At 66.9% G+C, this 17,848-nt stretch carries 13 protein-coding genes and 1 pseudogene; 11 read left to right on the plus strand and 3 right to left on the minus strand.

The window, feature by feature from the left end; translation table 11 throughout:
* Positions 1–76: 76 nt before the first annotated feature.
* A complete protein-coding gene (locus M2395_RS05050) occupies positions 77–1,324 on the minus strand; it encodes an acyl-CoA dehydrogenase family protein (RefSeq protein WP_103291222.1) in 1,248 nt (415 codons plus the stop codon).
* A 465-nt stretch (positions 1,325–1,789) separates the two neighbouring features.
* Here M2395_RS05050 and M2395_RS05055 point away from each other — a divergent pair, with 465 nt between their 5' ends.
* From M2395_RS05055 to glsB, 8 genes are all read left to right on the plus strand, one after another.
* Positions 1,790–2,845, plus strand: a complete 1,056-nt coding sequence (locus tag M2395_RS05055) for an ABC transporter substrate-binding protein (protein WP_123430717.1) — start codon at positions 1,790–1,792, stop codon at positions 2,843–2,845.
* A gap of 15 nt (positions 2,846–2,860) precedes the next feature.
* The gene (locus M2395_RS05060) at positions 2,861–3,592 is read left to right on the plus strand and encodes a class II aldolase/adducin family protein (protein ID WP_123430718.1); all 732 of its coding nucleotides are present in this window, start codon (positions 2,861–2,863) and stop codon (positions 3,590–3,592) included.
* Between the two features lie 179 nt (positions 3,593–3,771).
* Positions 3,772–4,965: an LLM class flavin-dependent oxidoreductase gene (locus tag M2395_RS05065; protein WP_123430719.1), complete on the plus strand. Its 1,194-nt coding sequence runs from the start codon at positions 3,772–3,774 to the stop codon at positions 4,963–4,965.
* A 16-nt stretch (positions 4,966–4,981) separates the two neighbouring features.
* Entirely contained in the window at positions 4,982–6,553 is a 1,572-nt protein-coding gene (locus tag M2395_RS05070) for an ABC transporter substrate-binding protein (RefSeq protein WP_123430720.1), read from the plus strand.
* Positions 6,546–7,607: an ABC transporter permease gene (locus tag M2395_RS05075; RefSeq protein WP_123430721.1), complete on the plus strand. Its 1,062-nt coding sequence runs from the start codon at positions 6,546–6,548 to the stop codon at positions 7,605–7,607. The genes M2395_RS05070 and M2395_RS05075 overlap by 8 nt, the downstream gene beginning before the upstream one ends.
* 23 nt (positions 7,608–7,630) lie before the next feature.
* Positions 7,631–8,476 carry an ABC transporter permease gene (locus M2395_RS05080; protein WP_185057778.1) on the plus strand — a complete coding sequence of 282 codons (846 nt, stop codon included), beginning with the start codon at positions 7,631–7,633 and terminating at the stop codon, positions 8,474–8,476.
* On the plus strand, positions 8,473–10,263 hold the full coding sequence (locus M2395_RS05085; protein WP_123430723.1) for an ABC transporter ATP-binding protein: 1,791 nt from the start codon (positions 8,473–8,475) through the stop codon (positions 10,261–10,263). The genes M2395_RS05080 and M2395_RS05085 overlap by 4 nt, the downstream gene beginning before the upstream one ends.
* A gap of 152 nt (positions 10,264–10,415) precedes the next feature.
* Positions 10,416–11,324, plus strand: coding sequence for a glutaminase B (gene glsB / locus M2395_RS05090; RefSeq protein ID WP_011061446.1), 909 nt, complete (start codon positions 10,416–10,418; stop codon positions 11,322–11,324).
* On the opposite strand, the gene M2395_RS05095 is transcribed toward glsB, so the two are convergent.
* Both M2395_RS05095 and M2395_RS05100 read right to left on the minus strand, forming a co-directional pair.
* Positions 11,325–11,786: an LEA type 2 family protein gene (locus M2395_RS05095; RefSeq protein WP_011061445.1), complete on the minus strand. Its 462-nt coding sequence runs from the start codon at positions 11,784–11,786 to the stop codon at positions 11,325–11,327.
* Positions 11,787–11,954: 168 nt separating this feature from the next.
* On the minus strand, positions 11,955–13,394 hold the full coding sequence (locus M2395_RS05100; protein WP_011061444.1) for a nucleobase:cation symporter-2 family protein: 1,440 nt from the start codon (positions 13,392–13,394) through the stop codon (positions 11,955–11,957).
* 258 nt (positions 13,395–13,652) lie between these two features.
* Between M2395_RS05100 and M2395_RS05105 the strand changes: the two are divergent.
* The 3 genes and pseudogenes from M2395_RS05105 to M2395_RS05115 all read left to right on the plus strand — a co-directional run.
* Positions 13,653–14,150: pseudogene (locus tag M2395_RS05105) on the plus strand (RNA polymerase sigma factor); the annotation flags it as partial.
* Positions 14,151–14,157: 7 nt separating this feature from the next.
* Positions 14,158–15,117 (plus strand): FecR domain-containing protein, encoded by a 960-nt coding sequence (locus M2395_RS05110; RefSeq protein WP_123430724.1) that lies wholly within the window; start codon positions 14,158–14,160, stop codon positions 15,115–15,117.
* Between the two features lie 122 nt (positions 15,118–15,239).
* Complete coding sequence (locus tag M2395_RS05115) at positions 15,240–17,717, plus strand: TonB-dependent receptor (RefSeq protein WP_123430725.1); 2,478 nt, start codon at positions 15,240–15,242, stop codon at positions 17,715–17,717.
* Positions 17,718–17,848 lie beyond the last annotated feature (131 nt).

Below are 17,848 nucleotides of genomic sequence, written 5' to 3' on the forward strand. Positions count from 1 at the left end.
CCCCCGAGCCTTGTGTCGGTCTTGAGGACGCTTTCGCTGGCAAGCCAGCTCCTACGAGGGATGGCGGTGGTTGGGGTTATGGCGCGGGGCGGGTCGCGCCCTGTTGCTCCTTGGCGTTGAGGATCGCGGTGTATTCGCCCGGGTCGACGCCGTTGAGGTAGTAGTTGCCCACGTGGTGCAGGCGCCAGCGGATCGGGTCGTGGGTGGTGTGCACCCGGGCATTGCGCCAGAAGCGGTCGAGGTTCCATTTGCTCAGGGAGGAACTGGCCCCCAACAGCGAGAAGATGTCGCTGGAGATCTTCAGCGAGGCGCTGTCGGAATGGGCCCGGGCGGTGGCCACGGACAGGATCAGCTGGTCCTGCAGTTCCTTGTTGTCCGGGTCCTGCTCGTGTTCGTCGAACACCCGCGCGGCATCGCGCAGCAAGGATTCGGCAGCACGCAGGGCCACGGCGTATTCACCGATCTGCTTGATGATGTGCGGCTCTTCGCTGGCGTGGTCGACGCCGCTTTCCACCCAGGGCCGGGCGTGCTGCTTGAGGTAGTCCACCGCGGCCCCCAGGGCTCCGGCGGCGATCCCGGTGTCGATGGCCGCATGGAGGATCTGCGGGAAGGTCAGGCCGGTGCGTTTCATCGGGCCCTTGCGCGGCGAGACAAAGTCTTCGTCCAGTTCGATGTTGTCGAACAGCACCGTGCCGCTGACCGAATTCTGCTGGCCGAAGGCATGCCAGTCGTCCACCAGGGTCAGGCCCGGAGCGTTGCGGTTGAGCAGCACCCCGGCGCCGCCTTCTTCGCTGGCGGCGGTCAGGGAAATCCATTCGGCCAGGTAGGAACCGGTTGAGTAGAACTTGCTGCCGTTAAGGATCAGCTTGCCGTCGGCGCGGCGCTCGATACGGGTCTTGAGGGCGAACTTGTTCTTGCCGCCGACCTCCGCCAGGGCATTGCCCAGGCGCTTGCCGGCCAGCACGTCGCTGACCACGCGGTCGCGCACGGCATCCGGGTAACCGTTGAAGATGCCCCGCAGCATCACGTTGTGGATCTGCAGCAACTGGCCCACACCGCCATCGGCCACCGAGATCAGGCGCACCGTTTCGACGATGGTGGCCACCGAGGCCCCCAGGCCACCGAAGGCCTTGGGCACACCGATGGCGGTCAGGCCGCTGTCGGACAGCAACTGCGCCTGGCGCCGCGGCAACTGGCCGTTGGCCTGGCTGTCGGCGGCGATGGCGGCGATTTCCGTGGCGATTTCCCGGGCCACGGCGATGGCTTCGGCCTCGCTGCCCAGGACACGGACCGGAGTGACAGGAAGGGCTTGAACGCTACTCATGCTGGTACCTCTATCTGAAGAAATCTGCCCCCAGGGGCGTGTGTATCGACCTGATCCGTAGGAGCCGGCTTGCCGGCGAAGGGGCCCTTGAACCTTGCGCCGGTCTTGGCGACGCCTTCGCTGGCAAGCCAGCTCCTACGAAAAAGGGCTGGGTTTGAGGAGGCTTGAGCAAGTTCTGCGCCAGGGCCTTTTCAGTGTGCTGAAAATCCGTTGCAGGCCTTGTGCGACAAGGCTGGCGGGCGGGTGCGCAATGGGTGCCAAAACGCCTGCTGCTGCTCCAGCAGCAATGCTCGTCGGCCCGTTGCTCCGACAGCAGCAGTCGCCGCGCAATGCTGCTGGTCGGGCCGCAGTCGGCGAGGTGCCGGTTTCGCGGGCAGCGGCCCCGGCCCCGTAATCCGGGGCCTTGCCCGGTTGGCACGGGCGCTGCAATAGCCCTGGCAACAGCCATTGCACAGGAACTCGTTCATGACGCTTGCCGCCACATTGCCCACGTCCGCTGCCCAGCCTGAACTGGAGCAGATCTGGTTCACCCGCTGCCCGGTGCCCACGGCTTCCGGGATCGCCTACAAGCTGGGCTGGCTCAGCGAGGAGTTTGCCGACGACGGCCTGCCGGTCGCGACCCTGCAGGAAGCCCGGCAACTGGGCCATCACCATTACGATCATCAGTTGCCCGGGCTGTTTCGCGAGGGCGGCAACGTGCCGGCCCTGGCTGCCCGCGCCGCCGGTTCCCCCAGCCGGCTGATCGGCCTGACCTGGATCGAGGAATGGCAAACCTTGCTGGTGCGCCCGGACTCCGGCATCAGCCGCCCCGAGCACCTCAAGGGCAAGCGCCTGGCGCTCCCGGCCTGGGGCGAAAACCGCCCGGGCAGCATCGCCCGGGCCATGAGCCTGCACGGCTACAAAGGCGCCCTGAGCCTGGCGGGCCTGGGTTTCGACGATGTCGAGCTGGTGGAAGTGGCGCTGCAGGACCAGGAGCGTGCGGCGACGCCCCAGGAAGGTTTGCAGCGCCTGTGGTCCGGCCTGGACTACCTGGTGCGCGGCGAGGTGGACGCGGTCTACGTCAAGGGGGCTGCCGCCGCCGATGCCGCGCGGCGCCTGGGGCTGGTGGTGGGCATCGACCTGGACCTGATCGCCGAGCCGCGCTACCGCATCAACAACGGCACGCCACGGCCGATCACCGTGCACCAGAGCCTCTTGGACAATCACTTCGACCTGGTGGTGCGCTTTCTCGCCCAGACCCTGCGCGCCGCCGACTGGGCGGCCCACAACCGGCCGGCCCTGAACGCCATCCTGGAAGAGGAAACCCGGGCCGGCAGTGCCGGAGTGAATGAGGCCTACCGCGGCGACTTCCACACCACCCTGGCGCCGGACCTGTCGCCCCAGCGCCTGGAGTTCCTCGATATCCAGAAAAACTTCCTCTATCGCCATGGCTTCCTGGAACGGGATTTCGCCATTGCCGACTGGGTCGACCCACGTCCCTTGCACGCCGCCCATGAACTGCTGGCCCAGCGCCGCGCCTGAACCCGGAGAATTGCCATGACTGTATTGATCAACGAAACCCCGATTACCCAGGAACTGCAGGCCTTCATCAATCAGGTGCTGCTGGAGGCCGAACAGGCGTTCACCGTGTTCCGCGAAACCCAGACCATCACCGCCAACGGCACCGTGGGCTTCATCGAGCGGGTACCGGGCCAGGAACTGCTGGTCTCGGTGAACTACGGCGGCCCGTGGAACTACCGCAAACCGTTGCAGGCCACGGTCACCGACTTTGCCGGCAAGGTGATCCTGGGCCAGGGCAAGGGCGGCCTCGGTCGCTATACCAAGCTGTTCCAGCAGCATGCCGACATCACCACCGTGTCCCATGTGCACTCGCCGTACCTGGGCGCCTGGGCCCAGACCCACCGCACGCTGCCGTTCCACTATGTGCCGGTGCAGCGCTACCAGCTGGCCCGGGAGCTGCCGGTGTACATCGACCGGCGCCAGCCCGAGGTGGACTTCATCCTCGACAGCATTGCCCAGAACCCCTTCAACCTGGCGATTCTCGAAGCCAACGGCGGCTCCACGGTATGGGGCAAGCAGGGCCTGCGGGCCACGGCGGAATTCATCCTGTTGCTGGAAGAGGGCGCGCAACTGCAACTGCTGGCCGACGCCCTGGGTGGCTCCCGCCCTTATGGCCCAGGCGTACTGACCCAGCAATGGAAGATGAGCGGCCTGTACGAGCGCGCCACGGAGCTCGGCCTGGTGCCCGCCATCGACCGTCGCAGCTGACCTGCCGCCCCCTGGCTGCGGCTATCGGAGCTGTTGTAGGAGCTGGCTTGCCAGCGAAAGCGCCCGCAAGGGCGATACAAGGCTTGAGGGCCTCTTCGCCAGCAAGCCGGCTCCTACGCGGTGGGGGTGGGCGGGGCAGCGATGGCTGCACAGGCTTCAATCATTCAAGGAACAGCTACATGGCAGTTAAGATTCTCTGGTACCTCACCACCCCCGACGGCCCCTATCCCTGGGAGCCGGAAGGGCGCTGGAACACCGATTTCCAGCACCTCAAGCAACTGGCGGTGGCCAGCGATCGCCTGGGCTACTACGGTTCGCTGCTGGGTTCTAGCCCCAATGAAAGCCTGGCAGTCTCGGCGGCGCTGATCGATGCCACCCAGCGCTTGCGCTTTTTGGTGGCACAGCACCCGGGGGAGTTGTCGCCGGCGGTGCTGGCCAAATGGGCGCTGACCTTCGATCAGTTCTCCAACGGCCGCCTGCTGTTCAACGTGGTCAACGGCAGTGACGCCGGGCTGGCCACCCTGGGGGTGCACTATCCCCACGATGAGCGCTATGACTTCAGCCTGGAGTACTGGCGGGCGTTCCAGGGCTTCTATGCCGGGGACACCGACGGCTACGACGGCCGCTACGTCAAGCTGGCGCCGCGCTCGCCGGCCGCGGCCGGCCATCCCCTAGGCGGCTGGCACGCGCCGAGGCAACGCCCCGGCATCCCGCTGTGGGGCGCCGGCACCTCCGGCCCGGGAGTGGCCCATTCGGTGCAGTTGCTGGATGTGTACCTGAGCTTTGCCGACACGCCGCCGAAACTCGGCGAGAAATTCCGCAAGGTGGCCGCCGAGGCGACGAAGATCGGCCGTGAGCTGAGCTTCGGTACGCGCCTGCAGATCATCGTCCGGGAAACCGAGGAGGAGGCCTGGGCCCACGCCGAGAAACTGCTGCAGCGCACCTCGCTGCAGACCGCCCGGGCTTCCATCGAACGCCAGTTGCCGCCGGGGGAAACCCTGGACAGCTTCCACAGCGACGACCCGCAGATCCAGCGCAATGTCGAGGCGATCCGCGCCGGCCGCCTGCCCAAGGCCCGGGACCTGGAGATCTACCCCAATGTCTGGCTCGGCCCGAGCCTGTTCGGGTTCAACATTCTCGGGCCCGCCGCCGGCACCTACCTGGTGGGCAGCGCGCGGCAAGTGGCCGAGCGCATTCGTGAATACGAAGAGCAGGGCACCTCGGCCTTCATCCTTTCGGGCTTTCCGCTGATCGACGAGGCCCGCCGGGTGGCCGACCTGCTGTTCCCGCTGCTGGACCTGGACCACGGTTTCGAGGTGCCGCGTCTGGGCGCCACGCTGGTGGCCAGGCAACCGGCCAAGGCCACCGAGTAGGCCTGAGGAGCGAGCCATGAGCGAGGCATTTTCCCGCCGGGTATTCCTCGGCCATTCCCTGGCCGCCGGTGGCGGCCTGTTGCTGGGCAGCAGCCTGCTCAGCGGCTGTGACAACGGTGCGGCGCCCGGTGTCGCGCCGCTGTTGCCCGGCACCCCGGTGCGCGGCGGGCGCCTGCGGGTGGGGATCATCGATGGCGACCAGTCCGGCAATCTCGACGCCCACAAACCGGTGGGCGGCGGGATCATTCGCGGCTGGGCGCTGTACAGCAAGTTCTGGGAATGGAACCCGGACGTCAGCACCCGGCTGGCCCTGGCGGAGTTCGCCGAGCCCAATGCCGACGCCAGCGTCTGGACCATCCGCATCAAGCCGGGGCTGGAGTTCCACCACGGCAAGAGCATCGGCGCCGACGACATGCTGTTTTCCATCCAGCGCCTGACCGACCCGCAACTGGCTTCGCCCTTTGCCGGGCTGGTGGGGGCCATCGATCGCCAGGCCCTGCGCAAGCTCGATCAGCGCACCATCGAAATCCGCTTCAAACAGGGCCAGAGCTTCTTTCCCCTGGACGAAACCCTGATCAGCTTCGGTGCCATAGTGCCCACCGACTACCACCCGCAGACCAACCCGGTGGGCGCCGGCCCCTATCGGCTCAAGCGCTTCATTCCCGGCCAGCGCTCGCTGTACAGCCGTTTCGAGAACTACTACAAGCCCGGCCAGCCCTACGCCGACGAACTGGAGATCATCGAGTTCAAGGACCAGGTGTCGCGGGCGGCGGCGCTGCGGGCCGGGCAGATCGACGTGGCCAGCGGCGTACAGGCCGAGCACAGCGCGCTGCTCAAGGCCGATCCGCGGCTGCGCTTCTACGCCTCGCCGAGTACTTCTTTCACCGGCTTCAACCTCAATCTGGCCAAGGCGCCGTTCCAGGATGTGCGGGTGCGCCAGGCGTTCCGCCTGCTGGCCGACCGCCAGGAGCTGGTGGACCGTGGGCTCAATGGTTTCGGCCGAGTCGCCAATGACCTGTATTCGCCCCACGACCCCACCTACAACCACGGCATTGCCCAGCGGCCCCATGACCTGGAACAGGCCCGTTCGCTGTTGCGTCAGGCCGGGCAGAGCGACCTGCGGGTGGAGCTGACCACCACCCCGGGCCCGGGGGTGAACGCGGCGCTGGTATTCGCCCAGCAGGCGAAGAGGGCCGGGGTCGAGGTCAAGGTGACCCAGGTTGACGCTTCGGTGTTCAACGGCCCCCAGCGCGAACAGTGGCTGCTGTCGCCCGGGGCCACGCCGGCCCGGGGCTTTCTTGCCTCGGCGCTGCACAACGACGCCCCCCAGGCCATCTACAACCGCAGCAACTTTCACGACCCGCGATTCACCCAGCTGTACCAGCAGGCCCTGGCCCAGCCCGATCTGCAACTGCGCCGGCAATGGGTACACGAAGCCCAGGCCATCCAGCACCAGCGCGGCGGGCTGCTGATCTGGGGCTTCAACGATGTGCTGGACGCGGCCTCGGTGCGGGTTGGCGGGCTGGTGCCGGAACAGACGACCTTCGCCTCCTGGCGCTTTGACGAAATGTGGTTGAACCATGCCTGACACCTGCCGCAACACGCCCCGTCCCCCGGCCTGGCTGTCCTGGTTCGTCGGCCGCCTGGGCTACGGCCTGCTCACGGCCTGGGTCATCAGCCTGGTGGTGTTCATCGCCACCCAGGCGCTGCCCTCGGACCCGGCGCGGGTGATCCTTGGCCCCGACGCGCCCCTGGAAAGCATCCTCACCCTGCAACGGCAACTGGGGCTGGACCGGCCCCTGCTGGAGCAGTACCTGCACTGGCTGGGCCAGACCCTGGAAGGCGATCTGGGGCAGTCCCTGGATTCCAGCGCGCCTGTGGCCGACGTCCTCTTCGCGCGCCTGGGCTACACCCTGGCGTTGCTGGCCGGGGTCATCGCGCTGGTGGTGCCCGCGGCGCTGCTGCTGGGGGTGACCCTGGCCCTGCGTCGTGACAGCCGCCTGGACCGCTGGAGCCTGTCGTTGCTGATCTTCCTCAAGGCTACCCCGGGCTTTCTCCTGGCCATTGGCCTGGTGCTGCTGTTTTCCATGCCCCACATGGACCTGCTGCCGGCGGTGTCGATCCTCGACCCCCAGCTGGCACTGTGGCGCCAGCTGCAATTCCTGGTACTGCCGGTGCTGGCCTTGAGCCTATCGGCCTTGCCCTACCTGACGCGCATGGTGCGCGCGGCAATGATCGAGGCCCTGGAATCGGACTATGTGATCGCCGCGAGGCTGCGGGGCATCCCTGAGTGGCGCATCGTCTGGCGCCACACCCTGGCCAATGCCCTGGTGCCGGCGGTGCAGGGGCTGGCCCTGACCCTGCGCACCCTGATCGGCGGGGCCCTGCTGGCGGAAGTGGTGTTCAGCTATCCGGGGATCGGCACCGCCCTCAACTCGGCGATCCAGATGCGCGATCTGCCGATGATCCAGGCCATCGTGCTGGTGATCACCCTGGGGGTGGTGCTGATCAACCTGTTGGCAGACCTGGCCACGGTGCTGCTGACCCCCAAGTTGCGTACGGCGCGGCGGGCCGGCCTGATCCGCCGCAACCGACGAGGCCTCCAGCCCTGGTGGCGCCGCTCGGCGCCCAAGGCTCCCTGAACCTGCGGCATGAGAACCTATCCATGAACGGCTTACGCATTTCCCGCTGGCGCCTGTGGCTGGGCGAACCGCAAACCCGCAAGGGCGCATTCATCACCTTGCTGGTGGTCCTGCTGGCGCTGTTCGGGCCCTGGCTGGCGCCCCATGGCAGCACCGACATGCTGGGCCCGGTATACGGCGCGCCCGCTGCCGGCGCCTGGCTCGGCCATGACTTTCTTGGCCACGACGTGCTTTCGCGGTTGCTCAGCGGGGGCCTGTCGGTGTTGTGGATGTCCCTGGCGGCGGCCTCCATCGCCCTGCTGGTGGGCAGCGCCCTGGGGTTGCTGGCCGGCCTTTCGCGGCGCCGGCTGGACACGTTGATCAGTTGGCTGGCGGATGTGTCCCTGGCCTTTCCCGACCTGATCCTGGTGCTGCTGATCGTTTCGATGCTGGGGCGCGCGCCCTGGTTGATCGTGCTCACCGTGGCCATCGCCTTCACCCCCGGGGTGGTGCGCCTGGCCCGGGGCAGCGCGGTGGCGGTGGCGGGGCAGGAGTTCGTCGAGGCGGCGCAGATGATGGGCTATTCACGCTGGCGGATCCTCTCTGGGGAAATCCTGCCGAACATCCTCACGCCGCTGCTGGTGCACTTCGGCAACATGCTGACCTGGGGCGTGGGCATGCTGTCGGGGCTGAGCTTCCTCGGCTATGGGGTGGCGCAGCCGGCCGCCGACTGGGGGCTGATGATCAACGAGAACCAGGCCGGGCTGCTGGTCCAGCCCTGGGCGGTGCTGGCCCCGGCGCTGCTGATCGGGGTGTTCGCCTACGGCACCAACATCCTCGCCGAGGGCATCGGCCGCAGTCAGGCGCGGATCGGGGAGAAAGGCCCATGAACGCCGTGGTGGAAGTGACCCGAGAGGCCCGGGTGCTGCAGGTTGAGGGGTTGCGGGTGGAGCTGGCGGGTGGCGTGGAGGTGTTGTCCGGGGTCGGCTTCAGCCTGGCCGCGGGGGAAATTCTTGGCCTGGTGGGGGAGTCGGGCTCGGGCAAGACCACCCTGGCCACGGCCCTGCTGGCCCATGCCCGGCGGGGCGCGCGGATTGTCGAAGGGCGGGTCGAGGTGGCCGGGCAGTCGTTGCTGGACCTCTCGGCGCAGGACCTGCGCCGGGCCCGGGGCGGCCTGATCGGCTATGTGGCCCAGGACCCGGCCACCGCCCTGAACCCGGCGCTGCGCATTGCCGACCTGCTGGAGGAAACCCTGGCGGTGCATCCATCGCACCTGGACCGCCACGGGCGGCAGCAGCGGATCCGCGACACCCTCAAGGATGTGGGCTTGCCGGCGGATCGCGAGTTCCTGCGGCGCTTTCCCCATCAGTTGTCCGGCGGCCAGCAGCAGCGGGTGATGCTGGCCCTGGCCTTTGTCCTGCGGCCCCGACTGATCGTGCTCGATGAGCCCACCACGGCCCTGGATGTGACCACCCAGGCGCACATCCTCGGCACCTTGCGCCACCTGTGCAAAAGCCTGGGTGTGGCGGCGATCTATGTGTCCCACGACCTGGCCGTGATCAAGGACCTGGTGGACCGGGTGCTGGTGATGTACGCCGGGCGGATCGTCGAAAGCGCCTCCCGCGAGGCGCTGTTTCGCCAGCCGGCCCACCCCTATACCCGGGGCCTGCTGGCGGCGATTCCCGATGTCGGCCAGCGCCGGCCCCTGCTGGCGATACCTGGGCAGGCCCCGGCGCCGGGGCAGCGGCCGGCGGGGTGTGCCTTCGCGCCCCGGTGCCCGCGCCAGGGTGCCCAATGCACAGCGGGCGAGCCGTTGCTGCAAGGGCTTGCAGCTGATGTCCAGGTGGCCTGTATCGACCCTTATCGGCAGGCGTTGCCCATGCCGGCGCCCGTGGTGGCGGTGCAAGCGGCTGTGTCCGGCAGCGAACGACGGCCGCTGCTGGAGGTCCAGGGCCTGAACCTGGCCTATGACCGCCAGGTGCTGTTCGACGTCAGCCTGCAAGTGGTGGCGGGGGAGTGCCTGGCGCTGGTGGGCGAGTCCGGCTCCGGCAAGACCAGCCTGGCCCGGGCCCTGGCCGGGCTTGGCGAGCACGCCGAAGGCCGGGTGCGGTATGCCGGCCAGCCTCTGAGCCTGTCGGCCCGGCAGCGGAGCAAAGGGCTGCGGCACCAGATCCAGTACATTTTCCAGAACCCCTACCGGGCGCTGAACCCGCGGCACACCCTGTACCAGACCCTGAGCGCACCCCTGGAGCACTTTTTCGGCATCCAGGGGGCCGAGGCCAGGGCGCGGGTCCATGCGGTGCTGCAACGGGTGTCGCTGTCGCCGGCCCTGGCGGACCACTATCCCCACAGCCTGTCCGGGGGCGAACGACAGCGGGTGGCGATTGCCCGGGCCCTGGTGTGCGAACCCAAGCTGCTGATCTGCGATGAAGTCACCTCGGCCCTGGACGTCTCGGTACAGGCCTCGATCCTCGCGCTCCTGCGTCAGTTGCAAGACGAAGGCCTGACCCTGCTGTTCGTCACCCATGACCTGGGCGTGGTACGGGCCATTGCCGACCGGGTGCTGGTGCTCAAGCAGGGACGGGTGGTGGAGCAGGGCGCAGTGGACGCCGTGCTGGACCGACCCGAGCACATCTACACCCGGACCCTGCTGGAGAATTCGCCACGGCTTGGGTGACATCTTCAGAAACCCTTGCACCGCCTTCGCTGGCAAGCCAGCTCCTGCAGGGGCTTGGGTTGTGGGGCATTTGCCGGTGGACTGTGCTGCGCCGGCTCTGGCGTGCGTCTAGCTGCCATAGCCCCGCAGTCGTATCGGTAATGAGCCAGAACATGCAAGACCTGTTGAACCAGATTCTCGATGAAGTCCGCCCCCTGATCGGCCAAGGCCAGGTGGCCAATTACATTCCGGCCCTGGCGGATGTGCCGGCCAATCAGTTGGGCATTGCCGTGTATGGCAACGACGGCCAGGTGTTCAGCGCCGGTGACGCCGATACGCCGTTCTCGGTGCAGAGCATTTCCAAGGTCTTCAGCCTGGTGCAGGCCATCGGTCATTCCGGCGAGGCGATCTGGGAGCGCTTGGGCCACGAGCCCTCGGGGCAGCCGTTCAATTCCCTGGTGCAACTGGAGTTCGAGCGTGGCCGGCCGCGCAACCCCTTCATCAATGCCGGGGCCCTGGTGATCTGCGACATCAACCAGTCGCGCTTTGCCGCGCCGGCCTTGTCCATGCGCGACTTTGTCCGGCGCCTGTCGGGCAACCTGCAGGTGATGGTGGACGGTCGGGTGGCCGAGTCGGAGTACCAGCACCGCGCCCGCAACGCGGCCATGGCCTACCTGATGCAGTCCTTCGGCAACTTTCACAATGATGTGGAGGCGGTGCTGCGCAGTTACTTCAGCCACTGCGCCTTGCGCATGAGCTGCGTGGATCTGGCCCGGGCCTTCTGTTTCCTGGCCAACGACGGCTTCTGCAAGCACAGCGGGGAGCAGATTCTCACCCGGCGCCAGACCCAGCAGGTCAACTCGATCATGGCCACCAGCGGCCTGTACGACGAGGCCGGCAACTTCGCCTATCGGGTCGGCCTGCCGGGCAAGAGCGGGGTGGGCGGGGGAATTGTGGCGGTGGTGCCGGGGCAGTTCACGGTCTGCGTCTGGTCGCCGGAGCTCAACAGCGCCGGCAACTCGCTGGTGGGCATGGCGGCCCTGGAACTGCTCAGCCAGCGTATCGGCTGGTCGGTGTTCTAGTTACCAGGCGCCGGGGTTGCTCAGGCTGAGCTGCCCGCGATCGATGAAGCGCTGGGTGCCGAACAGCCCGCCGGCAAGCTTGCCGCGCAGCACGTAGGGCAGGTTGTCCAGGCTCTGGGTCTGGCTCAGGCCCAGGGTCTGGCGCAGCACCGAGAAGGCCGAGACGCTGACCGGGATCACCAGGATGTCTTCCGAGTAGCGGCCGATATGCCCCTGCTGGTCGCTGACCCCGGAGGCCAGGGGGCGGCCGTTGACTTCCAGGTCCAGGGCCACGCCGTTGTAGTCGATGGGGCTTTCGTTGGGGTTCTGCAGACGCAGTTTCACCGCGAAACGCATTTCCAGATCCTGGCTCGGCAGTGGCTCGATGCCCACCACATTGATCGCCAGTGGATCGCGATTGGGCAACAGCGCACAAGCACTCAGGCTGAGCAGTACCAGGGTCAAGGCGATCAATCTACGCATGGAATACCTGTCGGCAATGGAAATGAATGGCTGGCCGGCACCTTGTAGCCGCTGCCGAGCCTGCGAGGCTACGACAAGGCCCGCAGGGCCTTGCCTGGCAAACCCCCGGCCAGCCTTCCACGGCCGAGGGCCCATCACCAGCGCTCGCAGCATAGACGCCCGCGAGCCTCAGGAGTTCGCTTTGCCGCTCATGTCCGGGTCTTGCATGACCTTGAGGGTCGCCGCTTCCGGATCGAACTCGTCTTCTTCCAGCTCAAGGAATTCCTCCGGCAGGAAGATGTTCAGGAAGATCGCGCAGAAGGCGCCCACGGTAATCGGCGACTCGAAGATGTTGTGCAGCGCCTTGGGCAGCTCGCGCAGCACTTCCGGCACCGCCGCCACGCCCAGGCCCATGCCCAGGGAGATGGCCACGATCAGCACGTTGCGTCGGTGCAGCCCGGCCTCGGCGAGGATCTTGATCCCGGCCACGGCCACGGTACCGAACATGATCAGGGTGGCGCCGCCCAGCACCGGCTTGGGCATCAGTTGCAGCACCGCGCCGATCACCGGGAACAGGCCCAGCAGCACCAGCAGCCCGGCAATGAAGTAGGCCACGTAGCGGCTGGCCACGCCGGTCAGTTGGATGACCCCGTTGTTCTGGGCAAAGGTGACCATCGGCAGGCTGTTGAACACCGCAGCCACCGCCGAGTTGAAACCGTCCGCCAGCAGCCCGGACTTGATGCGCTTGATGTACAGCGGGCCCTTGACCGGCTGCTGGGAAATCATCGAGTTGGCCGTCAGGTCGCCGGCTGCTTCCAGGGGGGAAATCAGGAAGATCACCGCCAGGGGAATGAAGGCGATCAGGTCGAAGGAGAAGCCGTACTTGAACGGCACCGGCACGCTCACCAGGGGCACCTCGGGCATGGCCGCCATGTCCACCCGGCCGAGCATCCAGGCCACCACGAAACCCAGGGTCAGGCCGATGACGATGGAGCCCAGGCGCAGCATCGGGTGGTTGAAGCGGTTGAGCACCACGATGGTCAGCAGCACCAGCGCCGCCAGCCCCAGGTTGCTCGCCGCGCCCAGGTCACTGGCACCGTAGCCGCCGGCCATGTCGGTGACCGCCACCTTGATCAGCGACAGGCCCATCAGGGTGATGATGGTGCCGGTCACCACCGGGGTGATCAGCTTGCGCAACTTGCCGATGAACTGGCTGAGGAACATCTCGATAAAGGCTGCGACAAAGCAGATGCCGAAGATGGTGGAGAGGATTTCGTTGGTGTCGCCACCCCGGCCCTTGACCATGAAGCCGGCACTGAGCAGCACGCTGATAAAGGAAAAGCTGGTGCCTTGCACGCACAGCAGGCCGGAACCGATGGGCCCCAGGCGCCGGGCCTGGACGAAGGTGCCCAGGCCGGAGACGAACAGCGCCATGCTGATCAGGTACGGCAGCTCGCTTTCCAGCCCCAGGACCCCGCCGAAGATCAGGGTCGGGCTGATGATGCCGACGAAACTGGCCAGCACATGCTGCAGGGCGGCGAAGATCGCCGCGCTGAAATGCGGACGGTCGTTGAGGCCGTAGATCAGGTCTGACTTGTAGCGGGGAGGGGAGCGGTCGGGTGCGGTCATGGGAAAAGGCCTGCCAGTGACGTGTGAAAACTACGGGGGCACACGTCGGAAAGTGGACGGGACTTGGGCCGCAACGCCATGTCATGGACAAGACGTGCGCACCCGGTCAGAAAAAAGGAGGCGCAGGATGCCAGAAAGGCGCCGCAGCCAGAAGGGCAAACAGGCGGAAAAAGCCAAGTTGGAAAGGATACGAAAGATACTGTTTCTCATTTGCCTTTATGGAATAATCCGCCTCCCCGATCTGCGGACCGCCCCCCGATGCTGCCGACCCCCAGCCTGCTGCGCAGCTTTCAAGAGCATTACGACGACCTGCTGAAGTTTCTCACCCGGCGCATGAGCGATCGCCAACGGGCGGCGGACGTGGCCCAGGAGACCTACCTCAAGTTGCTCAAGGTCGATCCGCAGACGGTGGAGGTGCACAACGATCGCGGTTTCATTTTCCGTGTGGCCGGCAACCTGGCCATCGACACCCTGCGCCGCGAGCAGCGCCTGGCGGCCAACCTCAGCGACGGCCAGGAGCACACCGAAGCGGTGGACCCGGCCCCGGCCCCGGAAGCCGTGCTGCTGGCCAAGGAGCGCCTGGCGGTGCTCGACGAGGCCCTGGCGCAACTCTCGGACAACGCCCGCCAGGCCTTGCTGCTCAATCGCCTGGAAGGCCTGACCCAGGCACAGATCGCATTGCGCCTGGGCGTTTCCGAAAGCATGGTGGCAAAATACATCGGCCAGGCCCTGCGCCATTGCCGCGACTGGCTGAAAGTCCACCATGAATGATTCCTTCTTGCCTGCCGCCGATGCCATGACCGACCACCCCGAAAGCCTCGAAGACGCCGCCATCGACTGGCTGGTGCTGCTGCACTCCGGCAACGCCACGCCGGCCCAGCGCATGGCCTTCCAGCAATGGCGCCAGCGCAGCCCGGCCCATGCCGCAGCGGCCGCCGAGGCCCAGCAACTGTGGGGTGACCTGGGGCAGACCGAGACCGCGCGGCAGCACCAGGCGCCGCCCGTCATGGTGCGCCGGCCACGGCGCTTCTGGCCGGCGCTGGCCGCTTCGCTGCTGCTGGCGCTGGGGGCTGGCCTGGGCTGGCAGCAGTGGCCGGCCTTGACCTCGGACTACCACACCGGGGTCGGCCAGCAACAGAGCATCACCCTGGCGGACGGCTCGCGGGTCACCCTCAACAGCGCCAGTGCGCTGTCGGTGGCCTACTCGGCGGATGAGCGCCGGGTGATCCTGCGCAGCGGCGAAGCGCTGTTCGAACCGCTGGCCGACCCGCAGCGGCCCTTCGTGGTCCAGGCCCAGGCCCAGCAACTGCAAAGCGCTGCCAGTGCCTTCAGCGTGCGCCGCGACGGCCACCAACTGACGGTGGTGGTGCGCGAAGGGCAGGTGCAGTTCAGCGGTGACCACGCACCAGTGCTGCTCCAGGCCGACCAGCGCCTGCAATACCAGCCCGGCCAGCCGCTGCTGGCCCAGCAGACCGTGGACGCCGCCAGCCTGACCGCCTGGCAGCGCGGCAAGCTGATCTTCAACGGCCGCCCGCTGGGTGAGGTGATAGGTGAACTGGAGCGCTACCAGCACGGGCGCATCCTGATTTCCGACGGTCAGTTGGCGGCCCTGGCCATCAGCGGTGTGTTCGACCTGCATGATCCGCAAGGCTCGCTCAACGCCCTGCAGCAGCGCTACCCGCTGCACGTCACCTACCTGCCATGGCTGGCGGTCCTGCACTGAGTCGAATTTTTTTTGCCTGGGCACTGCAAGTTCCCCTGGGGGAAATCGTCGTAGTGAGACTGAGAAGACAATCATTCTCATTGACGTCATTTCAACCGGCTGGGAAGGAACACGTGAAAGCAATGTTCAAGCTGTCGACACTGGGGCGCGGTCACCACATCATGCGCCGCACATTACTGGCCCAGGCCCTGTTCGCCGGGGCCTTGAGCCCGGTCCTGGCCCAGGCCCAGGAGGCCGCCACGGTCAGCCAGGCCGGCAGCGCCCAGGAGCGTCGGGTCTCGTTGAACCTGCCGGCCCAGCCCCTGGACCAGGCGCTGACCCGCTTCGCCGATCAGGCCGACCTGCGCCTGCTGTACACCACCAGCGATGTCGAGGGCCTGCAATCCACCGCCCTCAACGGCGAGGTCACGGTGGCCCAGGCCCTGCAAAGCCTGCTGGCCGGCAGTGGCATGAGCTGGTCGTTCAGCGACGGGCACACGGTGATCCTGCGTCGGGCTGGCGTGCCGGCTGCCAGCCTCAACCTCAAGCCGACCCAGGTCACCGTGGCGTCACGCACCAGCGCCGCCATCAGCGAGATTCCCGGCACCGTGTGGGTGGTGGAGCAGAGCCAGCTGCGCGAGCAGTTGAGCACCGGGGTCAGCCTCAAGGAAGCCATCGGCAAGCTGGTACCGGGCCTCGACCTGGCCCCGGAAGGGCGCACCAACTACGGCCAGAACATGCGCGGGCGCAACGTGCTGGTGATGATCGACGGGGTCAGCCAGAACAGCTCCCGGGGCCTGTCCCGGCAGTTCGACAGCATCTCGCCGTTCAACGTCGAGCGGGTCGAAGTGCTGTCCGGGGCCAGCGCCATCTACGGCGGCGGCGCCACCGGCGGCATCATCAATATCGTCACCAAGAAAGGCGAACCGGGCCCGGCGCGCTTCGAGACCCAGCTGGGGGCCAGCAGCGGCTTCAACAACAGTGACGACCTGACGACCCGCATCGCCCAGTCGGTGAGCGGCGGCAACGAAGCCATCAGCGGCCGGCTGGCGGTGGCGGGGGAGCAGAACCAGGCGTTCTATGACGGTGCCGGCAAGCAGATCTTCATCGACAACACCCAGACCGACCTGCAGTACAACCGTACCCTGGACCTGATGGGCAGCCTGGCCCTGCAGTTCAACGAAGAGCAGAGCCTGGCCCTGCTGGCCCAGTACTACGACTCCGGCAACCATGGCAGCACCGGGATCTACTTCCCCAACCTCAAGTACAAGGCGCCGTCCAACCTGGAAGACGCCGAGCTGCGCGGCGGCTACTCCACCGACCTGGAACCGCGTACCAAGCGCCTGCTGCTCAACGCCAACTACCACCACAGCGACGTGCTGGGCCAGGATTTCTACCTGCAGGCCTCGTACCGCAAGGAAGACGACAACTTCTTCCCGTTCCCCTACTACAACAGCGGCAGCCCCGCAGGCTCCAAGGGTGTGTACTTCGCCGCGTCCCAGCAGAATTTCGAAGTCACCAGCCTCAAGGCGCTGTTCGCCAAGGAGTTCGAGGCGTTCAAGCTGACCTACGGCGTGGACCTGGACCGCGAGCGTTTCAATGCCCAGCAGAGCACCTTCGACCAGGGCATCTCCTCGGGCAGCGGCGGCCTCGACCTGGTGACCCAGAGCAAGGCGCCGCGCTATCCCAGCTACCGGGTCGACGGCCTGTCCGGCTATGCCCAGCTGGACTGGCACGCCACCGACAACCTGACGGTATCCGGCGGCTACCGGCGCCAGCAGATGGACGTGGACGTGGGCCAGTTCAAGAACGTACCCGGCGGCAGCAACGACTATGCGGTCAACCTCTACAACCTGGGCACCATCTACGACTTCAAGAACGGCCACCAGCTGTGGGTCAACTACGGCGAGGGCTTCGATCTGCCGGACCCGGCCAAGTTCTACGGCAAGCCGGGCCTGAGCGTGGACGACAACCCCCTGGCGGGGATCAAGAGCCGCCAGGTGGAGACCGGCTGGCGCTTCTCCGATAGCGACTGGGATGCCCAGGCGGCGCTGTACTACATCTGGTCGGACAAGGTGATCACCACCGACCAGGCCACCTTGACCATCGACGTCAAGGACCAGAAAAGCCGCGATTACGGCTTTGAGAGCGCCCTGACCCGGCACTTCCAGAACGGCTGGGAGCTGGGCGGCACCCTGCATGCCGTGCGCTCCGAGGAGGAGAACAAGAACGGCGGCTGGAGCAAGCGCGACGCCCGTTATGCCTCGCTGTCGAAACTCACCGCCTTCGTCGGCTGGAAGGACGACAGCAGCAGCGTGCGCCTGCAGGGCAACCACGCCTTCACCCTCAAGGACGACGCGGTCAAGCAGATCGACGCCACCCACAGCGTGGATGCGCCCAACACCATCGACGGCTACACCACCTTCGACCTGCTGGGCAGCCACGACACCGAGTTCGGCACCTTCAGCGGCGGCATCCAGAACCTGCTGGACAAGCAGTACAGCACCGTCTGGGGCCAGCGCGCCAAGCTGTTCTACTCGCCGACCTACGGCCCCGACTACCTCTACGACTACCAGGGCCGTGGCCGCACCTACACCCTGACCTGGACCATGGCCTACTGACGCCCCGGGGGCTCTTGCGGCCCCTGTAGCCGCTGCCGAGCTCCAGCGAGGCTGTGCAAAGGCCCGCAGGGCCTTGCTTGGCACCCCCAGCCGAACCCTGCGACGCAGTGCCTTCGCCGCCTGCGCCAGCG

The organism is Pseudomonas sp. BIGb0176, assembly GCF_024810175.1.
Lineage (GTDB): Bacteria > Pseudomonadota > Gammaproteobacteria > Pseudomonadales > Pseudomonadaceae > Aquipseudomonas > Aquipseudomonas protegens.